This window comes from Myroides sp. C4067, assembly GCF_038039665.1.
GTDB classification, from domain to species: Bacteria; Bacteroidota; Bacteroidia; order Flavobacteriales; family Flavobacteriaceae; genus Flavobacterium; species Flavobacterium odoratimimum.
Genome location: NZ_JBBPHJ010000002.1, coordinates 218442 through 232061, shown reverse-complemented (window position 1 = coordinate 232061; position 13620 = coordinate 218442). Strand labels below are relative to the sequence as shown.

At 34.1% G+C, this 13620-nt stretch carries 15 protein-coding genes; 7 read left to right on the top strand and 8 right to left on the bottom strand.

Annotation, left to right across the window (positions count from 1 at the left end; genetic code table 11):
• Nucleotides 1-12 precede the first annotated feature (12 nt).
• Both AABL87_RS02300 and AABL87_RS02295 read right to left on the bottom strand, forming a co-directional pair.
• The gene (locus AABL87_RS02300; protein WP_286393950.1) at nt 13-522 is read right to left on the bottom strand and encodes an HPP family protein; all 510 of its coding nucleotides are present in this window, start codon (nt 520-522) and stop codon (nt 13-15) included.
• Entirely contained in the window at nt 523-1056 is a 534-nt protein-coding gene (locus AABL87_RS02295) for a TetR/AcrR family transcriptional regulator (protein ID WP_230486143.1), read from the bottom strand.
• 638 nt (nt 1057-1694) lie between these two features.
• Here AABL87_RS02295 and AABL87_RS02290 point away from each other — a divergent pair.
• The 3 genes from AABL87_RS02290 (at nt 1695) to AABL87_RS02280 (ending at nt 4431) form a co-directional block, all read left to right on the top strand.
• Nucleotides 1695-2390 carry a hypothetical protein gene (locus AABL87_RS02290; protein WP_341276897.1) on the top strand — a complete coding sequence of 232 codons (696 nt, stop codon included), beginning with the start codon at nt 1695-1697 and terminating at the stop codon, nt 2388-2390.
• Nucleotides 2391-2467: 77 nt separating this feature from the next.
• Entirely contained in the window at nt 2468-3721 is a 1254-nt protein-coding gene (locus tag AABL87_RS02285) for a hypothetical protein (protein ID WP_341276896.1), read from the top strand.
• A gap of 68 nt (nt 3722-3789) precedes the next feature.
• Complete coding sequence (locus AABL87_RS02280) at nt 3790-4431, top strand: hypothetical protein (RefSeq protein WP_341276895.1); 642 nt, start codon at nt 3790-3792, stop codon at nt 4429-4431.
• A 46-nt stretch (nt 4432-4477) separates the two neighbouring features.
• On the opposite strand, the gene AABL87_RS02275 is transcribed toward AABL87_RS02280, so the two are convergent.
• Complete coding sequence (locus tag AABL87_RS02275; protein ID WP_006260838.1) at nt 4478-4759, bottom strand: type II toxin-antitoxin system RelE/ParE family toxin; 282 nt, start codon at nt 4757-4759, stop codon at nt 4478-4480.
• A gap of 3 nt (nt 4760-4762) precedes the next feature.
• On the bottom strand, nt 4763-4999 hold the full coding sequence (locus AABL87_RS02270; RefSeq protein ID WP_006256730.1) for a hypothetical protein: 237 nt from the start codon (nt 4997-4999) through the stop codon (nt 4763-4765).
• Between the two features lie 142 nt (nt 5000-5141).
• Between AABL87_RS02270 and AABL87_RS02265 the strand changes: the two genes are divergently transcribed.
• The gene (locus AABL87_RS02265; protein WP_341276894.1) at nt 5142-5429 is read left to right on the top strand and encodes a type II toxin -antitoxin system TacA 1-like antitoxin; all 288 of its coding nucleotides are present in this window, start codon (nt 5142-5144) and stop codon (nt 5427-5429) included.
• 187 nt (nt 5430-5616) lie between these two features.
• On the opposite strand, the gene AABL87_RS02260 is transcribed toward AABL87_RS02265, so the two are convergent.
• Together AABL87_RS02260 and AABL87_RS02255 are read right to left on the bottom strand one after the other, a co-directional pair.
• Entirely contained in the window at nt 5617-6345 is a 729-nt protein-coding gene (locus AABL87_RS02260; RefSeq protein ID WP_319030620.1) for a ZIP family metal transporter, read from the bottom strand.
• Nucleotides 6346-6349: 4 nt separating this feature from the next.
• On the bottom strand, nt 6350-7081 hold the full coding sequence (locus AABL87_RS02255) for a class I SAM-dependent methyltransferase (RefSeq protein WP_341276893.1): 732 nt from the start codon (nt 7079-7081) through the stop codon (nt 6350-6352).
• A 226-nt stretch (nt 7082-7307) separates the two neighbouring features.
• On the opposite strand from AABL87_RS02255, the gene AABL87_RS02250 reads away from it, so the two are divergent.
• Together AABL87_RS02250 and AABL87_RS02245 are read left to right on the top strand one after the other, a co-directional pair.
• Nucleotides 7308-8456 (top strand): THUMP domain-containing class I SAM-dependent RNA methyltransferase, encoded by a 1149-nt coding sequence (locus AABL87_RS02250; protein ID WP_006260835.1) that lies wholly within the window; start codon nt 7308-7310, stop codon nt 8454-8456.
• Between the two features lie 3 nt (nt 8457-8459).
• Entirely contained in the window at nt 8460-8693 is a 234-nt protein-coding gene (locus tag AABL87_RS02245; RefSeq protein WP_006263153.1) for a hypothetical protein, read from the top strand.
• Nucleotides 8694-8923: 230 nt separating this feature from the next.
• Here AABL87_RS02245 and AABL87_RS02240 read toward each other — a convergent pair whose 3' ends face one another.
• Complete coding sequence (locus AABL87_RS02240; protein WP_006260834.1) at nt 8924-9469, bottom strand: GNAT family N-acetyltransferase; 546 nt, start codon at nt 9467-9469, stop codon at nt 8924-8926.
• 190 nt (nt 9470-9659) lie between these two features.
• On the opposite strand from AABL87_RS02240, the gene AABL87_RS02235 reads away from it, so the two are divergent.
• Nucleotides 9660-11030 carry a Gfo/Idh/MocA family protein gene (locus AABL87_RS02235; RefSeq protein WP_006260833.1) on the top strand — a complete coding sequence of 457 codons (1371 nt, stop codon included), beginning with the start codon at nt 9660-9662 and terminating at the stop codon, nt 11028-11030.
• 46 nt (nt 11031-11076) lie between these two features.
• Here AABL87_RS02235 and AABL87_RS02230 read toward each other — a convergent pair whose 3' ends face one another.
• Nucleotides 11077-13281 carry a S9 family peptidase gene (locus tag AABL87_RS02230; RefSeq protein WP_341276892.1) on the bottom strand — a complete coding sequence of 735 codons (2205 nt, stop codon included), beginning with the start codon at nt 13279-13281 and terminating at the stop codon, nt 11077-11079.
• Between the last annotated feature and the right edge of the window lie 339 nt (nt 13282-13620).

The window sequence follows — 13620 nt, the reverse complement described above, 5'->3', positions numbered from 1 at the left end:
TTAATCTGATTATTACCACCAATACTTAGGGTACTTCCTCAGCTTGCTTATATTGTTAAATAACAAGGCTATTACTGTGATAATAACAGATCCTGCCAAAACAGGATTAACAATAAAAGACCAACTCGCTCCTCCTAGTATAATGACTAGAGGATCTGCACCTGCTGGTGGATGTGTAGTCTTAGTCACCAGCATTAAGCCTATCGCTGCACCTACTCCTATTGCTAGAGAATACCATTCTGTTCCTAAAAAAGTAAGACATAGCAGTCCTACTAGACTCGCTAATAGATGACCTCCTATGATATTACGAGGTTGAGCCAAAGGACTATCAGGTACTCCAAATGCCAATACACAAGTCGCTCCAAAGGGAGCCATGATCAAAGGCATTTCTAATTCTTTAGTCATAAAGGCTATCACGCCTATGGCTAACATACCTCCTATCCCTGAGTATATAGAATGTTTAGAAGTAGCGGATTGTGGGCTAGTCTCTGTTGTTTTAAATTTTGCTATATATCGTTTCATTTAGATTAAATCTTGTTTTAGTAATTCTATTGTTTTCTTTACGCAGGCTGAGTTCTGATAGACTTGACTCTCTGTCAACCCTGCCTCAAACAGCATATATAACATAAAGGCTCTGTTCTCATCTGTCACTAATGCCTTAAAATATGCTTGTAATTCTGTCTTATGCTGGTGGATGACTTCATAAATTTTTCCTTTATGCTCAGGTAGCTCTGACAACATATTAAGAAATGCACAGCCCCTATATCCCTCCTTCTCATTCATCTCTATAATATAGGTAAACACTGCTATGATGCGTTCCTTAATCGTGCGCTTCTTCTCCACATCTTCTTTCAGTCCCATAAACCAATAGTCATGTCTAGCTTTTAGATACGCTACAGCTAGATCATCTTTCGTTTTATAATGGTCATAAAAGCTAGATTTAGCCACCTTAGCTTCTTCTATCACAGCATTGATCCCTGTGCTATTATATCCATATTGATGAAAGAGTAAAGTAGCAGCCTCTAATACCCTCTCCTTAGGTGAATTATTTTTCATGAAACAAAGATAGAAATAAACCACTATGGACTGAAAGTCCATAGTTTGTTAAAGCAGACTAAAGTCTGCCTGTGTGGAAATACAGAACTTAGTAGTTTTACTTAAAACTAACTTTTAAAATATCTTAGTTTCAAAATGCACTAGATAACCAATTCACAAGTAACAACAACCAATATTGTGAAAGGTTTTTAGAAGCTGAAAGCTAAATGCACTAAAGTGCATAGTTTTAACTACCGTCTGCGACCAATAAAAACAGATAAGTCTGTCTGTTTTGCCTTTTTTATAGATCAATTTTTGGTCGAGATAGGTCATTTGTGGCCATTTTAGGACATTTGTGGCCATTTTTTCCCATCTCAAAAAAAAACATATTTATAATTCAAAACTTTGCAAAGAGAACAAACAAGAATAAAAACAGAATACAATCTGCTATCGCATTTGATGTCTGGTTGTATTCTAGTAGGGTTTCACTCGAATTGAGTCCGTAGTGAGTCCGTTATGAGTCCGTACTCACTCCGTTAAATCAAGCAAAAAAACGGAGACGTATCTCACGTAGGACTCACATAATAATAAATGAACCAAATCAATAGTCAATGAAGACTACTATGCAAGTAAAGTATAACCAATAAATTATAACAATTATGGCAAAAATTGATGCAAAAGGGAGACCTCAAGGAAAGTATCTAAACTCTGTATTCAGAATAGTAGATAACAAAGTCATTATGCAAGGCAAACCCTCTAAACAAAAACAGACTAAAAAAACGAAGCAGGCAGCTACAGACTTTGGTACGGTGCAGAAATGCAATAGGCAATTAAGATACCTCATCCAACTCGCAATGAACAACAATCATTGTAAAAAAATGCACCTTAGAATGAACACGCTTGCATTAGCACAGCTGCGTAATAATGAAGTATTTCCTTTAGGTCAACGCACTTACTTTAATACGAATACTCCTTTTGGAGAGTATTGTACCCTACCGATTACTTTTCAGAAACTAGATAGTCATAAAACACGTATTAGTATAGACACCTCTACTATCAATGACTATTTTAACTTTGAAGATAATACATCTGAGATTAAAGTAGAGTTATTTATACAATATCATCAACTTAACTATCAAGAAATCCACAAAACAGAAAGTATTTCCTTCACTGTCAAAAAAGGAGAAATCCTCTCTGCTAAAGAGTGGGTTATACAGAATACGTTAGAGAGCAGTATTACCCTTGTGATAGGACAGTTATGGTATCTAAAGCAGACCTTAACTGGTCAATACATTATGATTAATAATCGTGAATTCCATCCTAGTAGTATTCTCTATCTAGATAATGGCCTATAAAACACAATGAAAAACCTAGTGGATAAAGGTAGAGAATCACTGATATTCTCTACCTTTATCTTTTTAACTGTAAGTGTATGGGGTGGTTTTCGCATAAAAGTAAGTTTCCAAAAGAAAATAAGGATAGAGGAATCATAAGAATAACAGATAATGAAATTATTATCACTAATAGATCGTATGAGAGTGAAGATGAAATAATCCTTATCCCTAAAATAGAATACATTTATCTAGAGACATCGGACTATAGTGAGCCAAGTATGTTCATCTACCAAGATAGACAGTACTACATCCCTGGTGATTATGTAGGTACAGAAAAACTGTGGCTATACTTAGCCAAACAGTTTCATTTCGACATCAACTTGGTTATTCAACACCTCAACAATAAAACAAATAATATATATAAGCTATACAGAACTACCTACAAACAGAATTATAAGCTAACGAATACATCTCATAATGATTATCTCAAGGGCTATGAAGTTCTAGCTCCCACGCCAATATTTGTGCCTTGGAACACGACTAAAGAAAAGTTATTAGCACAAGAGTATATTCATTCGGATGGATTCTATGCAGAAACAACTTACCCTGTACGCATTGGCAATATCACTGTAGATAATTTAGGTACCTATATAGATGATATACGTGCTGATGTAGCTCCTACGAGTTACTATACTAAATGCTTTGCTACAGATGGGTCTGATACTAGCTTATATCAACTAAAAGAGACTCTAGAGCACGACCTAGGTTCTACTGCTACCTATACGTTTTATAATGAACACCACTTGTTCTTCTATGCAGAATCTGATCATATCACATTCGAACTAAACTATACCATAGATGATCCTGAGTTTAGAACTGTAGCTTATAGCTTCACTTCACTGAATATCAATACTAAGTATGATTATCCCGACCTATTAGCAGATGACATATATACACCGAAACTAGTATTGTCAGCTACTTATGTATTCAACTATTCCCTTACTGCACCAAGTAATTATCTAAGAAATGAAAGAATCAAAAGTACTCCTGATCTTGTAAAGCTACAGAGTAAAAACAATTCTGTTATATGGATAGATAAACCGAATAATAGGATTGGATTTGCGGATAAAGCCTTTGCTATTACATTTAATAAAGAAGAAATAGACTCTCTTACACTATGGAATACCCTACCTGCTAAAGGTGGTGGATTCTGCGTATTATCTGTAAATTTAAAAGAGGGTAATACTGTCACTGTCTTTGAAGGAGCACACGATACGATTAAACATGATTTAGAGGATTTAGAGCAATTCTTAGGTTTACAGATTAATTTTTATGAAGACTATAATTGTTGATTTTAGAGGTTAGAATACCATTATCTCAATAAAAATTCTTAGTTTAGAATAAATAAACTTGTCTTACTATGGGATTTCTATCAAAGCTATTTGGAAAAAAAGAAAACAAACCCTCCTCTACGAATGTGTCAACAGTACCTACTGTCTATATTGACCTATCAGAGGAACAAAAAAAGGCACTCAAGCAGTCTACACTCCCACTCAGAACAGGACAACTGTATATGCACTATTGGGAAGAGGATTTACCAGCTGAAGACTATGATAATGTAGACTGGGCTCATAGGGTAGTACACTTTTGGGAAGCTGAAGAAGTATTTGAAAAGAAATCATTACCACTCCCATTTTTAGATTTAGAAGAGAAACTCTTTCTATTTAAAGGAGACTTAACTAATATAGAATTTGAGATCGGAAAAGCACTTCCTTGGTCTGGTTTTCCTGGAGGAGCTACGAAATATACTACCTATCTCAATGAACAACTAATCTCAATACCTCAACTCTCTACATACGGCAATATAGATTATATAGAACGTGTACCTCTTACTGAGCATAACTTAGATGTACTCACTGAAGGCAATGACCATCTACTCCTCCTTGATGAGAGAATAGTCCAATACAATAAAGGGGAGTTCTTCTTAGATAATACTATCGTACCAATAGATATAGCGTATAGCACAGGTGGACTTCATTTAGTTAGAAAAATAATGACTTAGTACAGTATATATCGATACTTTATCTTTCCTACCTATATTAACAGAACTATTCAAATAATTCTGAATGTGACCCTACACGTTCTAATCTGATAATATTTGGATTTTTCTCTTCAAACCAGATAATTAAATAATCTGATTCGATGTGACACTCTAAGCGCCCATTCCAATTACCAATTAATTTATGTGGCCTCATTTCAATTGGAACATTACCTACACCTCCTTCTATCAATAAGTCAATAAGATCAAGTACTTTCTTCAAGCGTTTCTTATTGTTCTTAATTTTCTTAAGATCTTTTTTAAACTGAGATGTAAGTTGCAGTTGATACATACACTACATTTTATCAATAAAATCGTGAAACTCTTCTTTGCTAATAGTTTCTAAATTAGTTTCATTCATAGCATTTATACTATCCTGATTAGGCTCATGATAATTAGTTGCTTTAATCAATAGTGTTTCTAATAGATTATTAAAACTACGATTATTCTTTCTTGCTAATTCTTCTATATGATTATATAGACCTGTATCTAATCGAAAAGAGCCAGCTTTTTTAGGTTTCTTTGTACTCATAAGTATATCTTTGTATATATTTGTATTACAAATATATACAATTCTTATTATATTATAACACGCATAAAATACCTCCGTAAGAAAAAAAGAATACTATTTTATTTCGATTCGATACCTTTGTAAAAAAAATAATACACTAAAAATGAATATTATACACAAAAACAAGATAATCCTTAATAAGCTTCCACCTTTAGAACAACAAGCTTTAGTGGAAACTGATATTGTACTTGGTGGCTACCAACGTTTGACAGATTTCATTCTCAAAGTTGTAAAAGAAAAAGAAGAGGAAAATAGTAAGAATAATGAGGTAATAATTGCTTCTGAACGAGATGCTGAAGTTTTTATTGACGCTATCTATACGATACAGGAACCTTCTATTCGATTAATAATGGCTTTTAAAGAGTATAATGCTATCATAAATGAAGGGTAGTATTTTTACTGTAGTAGTACAAAACGACCATAATATAAAGGGGCTTTGATTGTATTAAAATGTTTGCCACCATGAAAGCCCTAGACATTCTATTTAAAGAAATTTAATCTTAGATCTTACGCTCAACTAACTATAATAAAAAAGACGACTCTTTCGAATCGTCTTCCTCATATTATTATAATTCTACTTATATAAAATAAGCAGCTACTACTCCTAATATTATAGCTATAAGCTTATTGATATTAAATGAATGTCCTTCGTTACTCTCAAAGATAATAGTCGATGAGATATGGAATAAAATACCTACTACTATAGCAGATATCTCAGCGTAATACTGAGTCAAGAACTCTACATTACTAGAAACCAATGTTCCTAATGGTGTCATCAGAGAGAAAACAACCATAAAGAAAAGCACCACCTTCTTATTCATATTTGCATTAATAAAAAAGGCAGTTAATATCACTGCTATCGGCAAGTGATGTATCGCTATACCCCATGCTAACTCTTCATGCTGACTCACTGGCATTCCCTCAAATAAGGCATGGATACACAAACTGATAAATAAAAGCCAAGGTACCTTGTCTAATTTGTCATGAGTATGTACATGCCCATGCTCTGCCCCTTTAGAGAAAAACTCTAATATAATCTGGAAGACAATCCCGATCATAATAAAGAAACCAATATTACCAGAACTGTGGTCGTGTCCGTGATCATGACTATGTCCCACATGTTCTGCTAATGACGCGGCTTCACTAGCTGCATACACATCAGGTAACAAATGGGTAACTGTCAATGCTAACAGAAATGATCCACTAAAGGCCATTAGCAATTTTAAATTCTTTTTGTTTTTGGGCTGTAATAGCACTGCTATTAAATACCCTGCAATAACTGATAATAAAGGTATAATATAAACCATCGGCTTATTTGAAAATCATAATTAATCGTTCTGATTCTTTTTTATAAAACTTGCGCAACTTATAATCACCAAAAACATCTAAAAGGTAGATTTCTTTCTCATTCATCATCGCTTCAAAGTCCTCTAGTCTTAACGCCTTAACACGTTCTTCGTATTCATGGTGTTCTCCATCTGCATCAAAGACAATCTCTTTGATAATAAACCCGTCTTCGTATTTTCTAGTAATATGGAAGTCAATTCCGTCTACTGTTTTAACTTCAGAAGGTACTAGATTAGCGATAACTTTATCTACATTCATAAAGTCGATTACTGCTAATCCGTATTCATTTACACTCTGATGAATAGCATCTAATGTACGCATATTATCAGCTGGATCAGGAAAATATCCGAAACTAGTAAATAAATTAAAGATAGCATCATACTTCTCTGTAGAAGGCTCTCTCATATCACGTACTTCAAAATGAAGTGTATCTGTAGCATACTTGCTAGCCTCTTCTATACTATTAGGCGACAGATCTACCCCAGTAACATCGTAACCTAAAGAATTTAAATATATAGAATGTCTTCCTTTGCCACAAGCTAAATCTAACACTTTTGCCCCTTCTTCTAAATTTAAATAATGAGTTAAATTATCAATTAACACTTGTGCTTCTTCGTAATCCCTATCTTTGTATAAAGTATGGTAATAAGGGGTGTCAAACCACGACTTATACCAAGCTTTGTTCTCTTTTGACATACTTTTATTTTAAAACTTTTTAATTAGCCTGCAAATTTACTTTATTTTTGCGGATTAAACCTAGCATATATCACAGACATATCAGGATTTTATAACTAACTAAAATAGTCTTGAAATAATGAAAAAAACGCAGTAAATTATACTGTTTTTATCAGACGTAGTATATTGGTTTAAAGCAGAATAGTCAATTATTCCTTATATAAGAAGAAAGATGGAAAATTTTAAAATGGTGGCTAAGACCTTCTTCGGTTTTGAAGAAGTACTAGCAAAAGAATTACAATTATTAGGTGCATTAAATGTACAACAGGGTACTAGAATGGTAAGTTTTAAAGGAGATAAAGGTTTTATGTATAAAGCCAATCTATCTCTGCGTACAGCTTTAAAAATCCTAAAACCTATTGCTACTTTTGCAGTATATAATGAAGCAAACTTATATAAAGGTGTTCAAAGTATTGACTGGAGTGAGTATCTATCAGCTAATCAGTCCTTCGTAATAGACGCTACAGTATTCTCTGATAACTTTAACAACTCTCAATTCGTTGCGTTAAAAGCAAAGGATGCTATCGTAGATCAGTTTAGAAATAAAAGTGGAGTACGCCCAAGTATAGATAAAGATTATCCGGACTTAAGAATTAACGTCCACTTACAAAAAGACCTGTGTACAATATCTCTAGATTCGTCAGGAGCCTCTCTACACCACCGTGGATATAGAACAGCTACTAATATCGCTCCTATCAATGAAGTGTTAGCAGCAGGAATGTTATTAATGTCAGGATGGGATGGTAGAAGTGATTTTATGGATCCAATGTGTGGTTCTGGTACAATCTTAACAGAAGCGGCTATGATCGCTTGTAATATCCCTGCAAATATCAATAGAAAAGAGTTTGCTTTTGAAAGATGGAATGATTGGGATGCAGAGCTTTTTGACAAGGTACAAGAGTCGCTATTAAAAAGAATACGCGAGTTCCATTATACAATAAAAGGATACGATAAGGCACCTTCTGCAGTATTAAAAGCGATAGATAACGTAAGAAATGCTAACTTAGACGAATATATCGAGATAAAAACTGCGAACTTCTTCGATACTCAAAAGGAAACTGAAGGCCCACTACACATGGTGTTTAACCCTCCTTATGGAGAACGTCTAGACATAGATCTAGAACGCTTCTACAGAGAAGTAGGTGATACATTAAAACAAGGATACCCTGGCACAGAAGCTTGGTTTATCACAGGTAATGTAGAAGCCTTAAAATTCGTAGGATTAAGACCTTCTAGAAAGATAAAACTATACAATGGAAAACTAGAAGCTCGTTTAGTAAAATATGAACTATACGAAGGAAGTAAAAAAGGAAAATATATAAACAAAAATGATTAAACCATGAGTGTATCTACTAAAACCATCATCTTACAGTTTCTGAGTTTTGCTATACTATTCATTTTATGTCGTTTAGCATTCACTACTTTTACAGCATTAAGTGGTTTTTGGTTACCACTGACAAGTGCTGTAACTGCTACAATCTTAGCTCCTCAGTTTAAAGTATTCAAAACTGATAAAGGAGATAAAATATGTATGCGTTGGATATTCTTAAAAGGTGTGAAAATTTTAAACTAATAAAAGAACAAAAACATAAAAGGCTTTGTTTTTACCCTTTGATTACACAGATAAGCTCTATTATCCATAAAAGAACTTTATCTTATAAAAAAGACAATTTTTGGCTTTTATACTAGTTATAAATGCCCTACATTTGTCACATATCCCTTTAAAAATTTAAATACTAAAAAGCCAATTGGTCATTAATTATGAACAATTGGCTTTTTTATTTTCTAAAAAAATATAACTCCCTATTTATCAGTCAGTATAGATAGTAACTCTGCATCTACATATCTTCCCTTCTCAAAAAAGTAATCTCTAAGAACACCTTCTGTTTTCATTCCGTTTTTCTGTAATACACGACGAGAAGCATCATGCGCAGGATCAATAAAAGCTTCTATACGATGCAAATCTAATGTAGTGAAGCCAAACTCTAACATTAAGGCTACAGCTTCACTAGCTATTCCTTTCCCCCAATAAGCAGGAGTTACTTCATATCCTATCTCTGCTCTACTGTTCTCTAGTGATAAACTATGAAATCCGCATGTTCCTATTAGTTCATCATTTCCCTTTAAAGTTATAGCCCATCGAAGACCTTGTCCATTTATCGTTCTATCATTCCATATCTGAATCAGTTCTTCTGCTTGTTCTACAGTCGTAAACGTTGCTAGATCATAGTATTCTGTTACTTCATCTTTAGAAAAGTATTCAAATACTTGTGGAGCATCACTTCTTCTTAATTCTCTTAAAACTAGTCTATCGCTTTTCACAATAGGCATTTCTCTGATTATTTTCATCTTTTGCTTTTTTACAAAGTACCACATTTTACTTTAGACTATCATAGTTACTTTATACAAACACCGTTGACATAAGTTCTCTTACTCAAACTAGCTCTAAAGTACATTTTGAGAAATAATTAACTGTTTTACTTTTTATTCCCCTTCTTATCTTCTATTTTTGAGTTCTAACCTATTAACTATAACTATTATGAATAGAAGAGCTTTTCTTCAAAATACCAGTATGGCTGGTATAGGTGCATTAATCGTACCTTCTTCTTTATTTAGCTTCTCAAGCAACACTAAAAAAGTGCGTATCGGAATGATCGCTGTAGGACTAAGAGGGCAAGTGCACTTAGATGAATTACTAAAAAGAGACGATGTAGAAGTGATCGCAATGGCTGATCCTGATGACAGAATGATCAAACGCGCTCAAAAAATCGTAGATAAACACAATAAAAAACAACCTATCGTATATGACAAAGGAGATTATGACTACCAAAATCTTCTAAAACGCAATGATATAGATGCTGTTATTATCTCCTCTCCTTGGGAATGGCATGAAAGACAAGGGACAGAAGCTATGCGTGCAGGCAAGATAGTGGGTATGGAAGTATGTGGAGCCATGACGCTAGAGGAATGTTGGAATTATGTAAATGTGTATGAAGAGACAAAGGTACCTCTGATGATGTTAGAGAATGTGTGTTACCGCCGTGATATCATGGCTGTCTTCAATATGGTAAAGAAAGGTAAGTTTGGGGAATTAATCCACGGTACTGGTGGATATCAACACGACCTTAGAAATGTCTTATTTAACGATGGGGTACAACCTTATGGTGGAGGTGTAGAATTTGGTGAGAAAGGATTTAGTGAAGCGAAATGGAGAACAGATCACTATGTCACTAGAAATGGGGAACTATACCCTACGCATGGTGTAGGTCCTCTAGCAGCTATGTTTAATGTCAATAGAGGGAATAGAATCACTCACCTAACTTCTATGGCTTCTAAAGCAAGGGGATTACATCAGTACATCGTAGAGAATGGCGGTCAAGATCACCCTAATGCAAAAGTAAACTTTAAACAAGGAGACATCGTTACTACAACACTTAAATGTGAGAATGGAGAGACAATGGTATTGACTCATGATACTTCTCTACAACGCCCATATAATTTAGGTTTTAAAGTACAAGGTACTGATGGTATCTGGCAAGAGATTAGCTCTGGCGGATTAGACAAAGGATTTATCTACTTCGAAAAAGAGATGGATCATTCTCATCAATGGGCTAACTCTAAAGACTACTTAGAGCAATATGACCATCCGCTGTGGAAAAACAATGAGGCTAAAGCTGTAGGTGCTGGTCATGGTGGTATGGATTACTTTATGATCAATGCCTTTGTGGAAAGTATCAAAAGAAATATAGAGTTTCCATTTGACATTTATGACTTGGCTACTTGGTATGCAGTGACTCCTCTAAGTGAGAAGTCTATAGCAGCACATGGTCAGGTACAAGAGATGCCTGACTTTACGAGAGGTAAATATGTGAATAGAAAGACAGTATTCGGTTCTAATAGTGAATATTAATAGATAAAAAAATCCCTGTTATATATAACAGGGATTTTTTTGTTCTTTATTTTAAGTGCTCTGAGATAAAGCCCATCATACATTTATAAAAAGCAATACTGTTCTCCTCTTTTGCAAAGCCATGCCCTTCATCATATTTTACCATATAAGGTACTTCAAAACCACGCGCTCTTAATGCTTCCACAATTTGATCAGACTCTGCTATTTTTACCCTTGGGTCATTCGCTCCTTGAACAACGAAAAGAGGTTTGTTGATTTTATGTAATTGATAGACAGGAGACACTTCACGAGCAATCTCTCTTTCTTCTTCATTATCTAAATCATACCATATCTCTTTAACCATGTCTTTATAAGGCTTCCAATATTCTGGGAATGATTCAAAGAATGTGAATATACTAGATACACCAACATAATCTACTCCACAAGTATACAGCTCTGGAGTCTTCACTAATCCCATCAGTGTAGCATATCCTCCATGGCTAGCACCATAAATAGCAATTTTAGAAGCATCTACCCATCCTTGTTCGATAACGTATTGTACTCCATCTTCTACATCGTCCATTACTTTCCGTCCGATTTGTTTAAAACCTGATGTAAAGAACTCTTTCCCATAACCTCCTGATATACGGAAGTTCACTTGTAATGTTGCATATCCTCTACTTGCGAATAACTGTGTTTCTGGGTTAAAGCCCCAACTATCTCTAATACCTTGTGGTCCTCCATGTGGATTCACAATTAAAGGGACTTTATTTCCTTCTTTAGCAGATTTAGGTAATGTAATATATCCATGTAGTTTAATCCCATCACGACTCATAAACGAGATAGGTAACATCTCTGCCATATCCTCTTCTTTTAATTGAGGCATTAGATCGTAAAGCAGAGTAACATCACCTGTATCTTTATCATAATTATAATACTTACCATAAAGCTTATCACTCTGTACTATGATCAAATAACGGTCTTCTTTTTCTGTCTTAGCTGCTATAGAATACTCATATTCTCCAAAGTGTCTGTCTAAATCAGCACTAATCTTTTTAAAAGTCTCACTTACTGGTTCTATCACAACTTTTTCGCCTTCGTACCCTAAGTAGTCTATCTCCCAATTTCTATTACGAGAAAGTCCAATAATAGAAGCATCATACTCTGCATTAGCATATACTTCTTTAACTACAGACTTTGTTCTAAAGTTATACAGTACAATGCGTTGCTTATCAGAATCTAAATTAGTCAAAACATAAGCTTCATCTTTATCTGTAGACGCATAGTTAAATGCCATAAGAGAGAAGGTATCAGACCAATTTATAGTATGAAATAATTGGTAAGTTGTTTCTCCTTCTGCTTTATAAAAATACTGTGTCTGTATACCATTATACATCTTAGAATACCCTCTAAGATTACCATCTTTATCAAAATCATAATCAGATACAGGATTAGATGGGTCATCATTCGTAAATAGCTTCACGTATTCACCTGTATTGATATTAATCTTATAAGGTTCAAATATTTGAGCATTTTCAAGATTCATTGTGATAATGATATAATCTTTTTGCTCTTTAAGCATATTCAGAATACCTGCTTGTACCTTATCAAATGGGGTTAGATCTATGTTATTACTACCATCTACATTCACAGCATATATATGGTAGTTCTCATCTCCTCCATTATCCATTACATACGCTAGTCGGTCATCATTAATCCATCCATACCCTCTTACCAACTCTTCTCCTTCTTCTATTACACGGATGATATTACCTGTCTCAATCTCTTTTACATACACATGGCGTTTATTCTTCTCATCTTTTTCTCTATAAGATAAATACTTCCCATTAGGTGAGAGTTGAAATCCAGATGATGTAGGACGTTGAAAGTAATCTTCTACCTTATACTTATACTCCCCTTGTTCTTTATTAGCTAAGGCCAATAATTCTTCTTCTGTAGATACTAACGAAGGATTTCCTGGTAGAGTAATTACTGTCTTTTCAAAAACAACAGGTAGTTCTTGTTCCATTTGACTCATCTTTCCTTCTATTTTGTTTTCTATATACGCCCCTGCAAAGCTCATTCCCATAGCTGCGACAGAAAAACTTAAGTTGGCTTCTTTAAAAGCTATATTGGTAGCTTCGATTCCCATCGCTCCTTGACTAGGTAAGTCTAAAGTAACTTTATCTATATCTTCTATATGCAATACTAGATCTACTTTCATTTCTCCTAAGTCTAAGACTGCTTTATAATCTCCTATAATTTCTTTCATAATCCTATTTTTCTTTTCTATTTGCACTCCTTTTCTAACAAGTAGCTTTACAAAAATACTGTTTTAAATATTCTTTCTAATCTACTTTATCAATTAAGTATAGGTACTAAAATGTGTAAATGTACTATTCCACAAGAGTACTAATAAATACTATTCTACAGCAAAAGAGAGTATAATGACCTCACTTCATTCCCCAACTATCTACACTATGTGTCATTTATTTTGTTAAAAAGAGGTCCAAACTGTCTAAAACAGCGATGGCACAACTATTGAAGGTACTTAAGTGACTATTTGGTTAATAAAACTTTTATAATGAGATATATTCTCAAATACAAACAC

Coding starts and splice junctions, on each gene's coding strand:
- AABL87_RS02260 (WP_319030620.1), bottom strand. CDS start 6,345: ATGGTTTATATTATACCTTTATTATCAGTTATTGCAGGGTATTTAATA.
- AABL87_RS02280 (WP_341276895.1), top strand. CDS start 3,790: ATGGGATTTCTATCAAAGCTATTTGGAAAAAAAGAAAACAAACCCTCC.
- AABL87_RS02250 (WP_006260835.1), top strand. CDS start 7,308: ATGGTGGCTAAGACCTTCTTCGGTTTTGAAGAAGTACTAGCAAAAGAA.
- AABL87_RS02240 (WP_006260834.1), bottom strand. CDS start 9,469: ATGAAAATAATCAGAGAAATGCCTATTGTGAAAAGCGATAGACTAGTT.
- AABL87_RS02285 (WP_341276896.1), top strand. CDS start 2,468: ATGGGGTGGTTTTCGCATAAAAGTAAGTTTCCAAAAGAAAATAAGGAT.
- AABL87_RS02295 (WP_230486143.1), bottom strand. CDS start 1,056: ATGAAAAATAATTCACCTAAGGAGAGGGTATTAGAGGCTGCTACTTTA.
- AABL87_RS02245 (WP_006263153.1), top strand. CDS start 8,460: ATGAGTGTATCTACTAAAACCATCATCTTACAGTTTCTGAGTTTTGCT.
- AABL87_RS02300 (WP_286393950.1), bottom strand. CDS start 522: ATGAAACGATATATAGCAAAATTTAAAACAACAGAGACTAGCCCACAA.
- AABL87_RS02270 (WP_006256730.1), bottom strand. CDS start 4,999: ATGAGTACAAAGAAACCTAAAAAAGCTGGCTCTTTTCGATTAGATACA.
- AABL87_RS02265 (WP_341276894.1), top strand. CDS start 5,142: ATGAATATTATACACAAAAACAAGATAATCCTTAATAAGCTTCCACCT.
- AABL87_RS02235 (WP_006260833.1), top strand. CDS start 9,660: ATGAATAGAAGAGCTTTTCTTCAAAATACCAGTATGGCTGGTATAGGT.
- AABL87_RS02230 (WP_341276892.1), bottom strand. CDS start 13,281: ATGAAAGAAATTATAGGAGATTATAAAGCAGTCTTAGACTTAGGAGAA.
- AABL87_RS02290 (WP_341276897.1), top strand. CDS start 1,695: ATGGCAAAAATTGATGCAAAAGGGAGACCTCAAGGAAAGTATCTAAAC.
- AABL87_RS02275 (WP_006260838.1), bottom strand. CDS start 4,759: ATGTATCAACTGCAACTTACATCTCAGTTTAAAAAAGATCTTAAGAAA.
- AABL87_RS02255 (WP_341276893.1), bottom strand. CDS start 7,081: ATGTCAAAAGAGAACAAAGCTTGGTATAAGTCGTGGTTTGACACCCCT.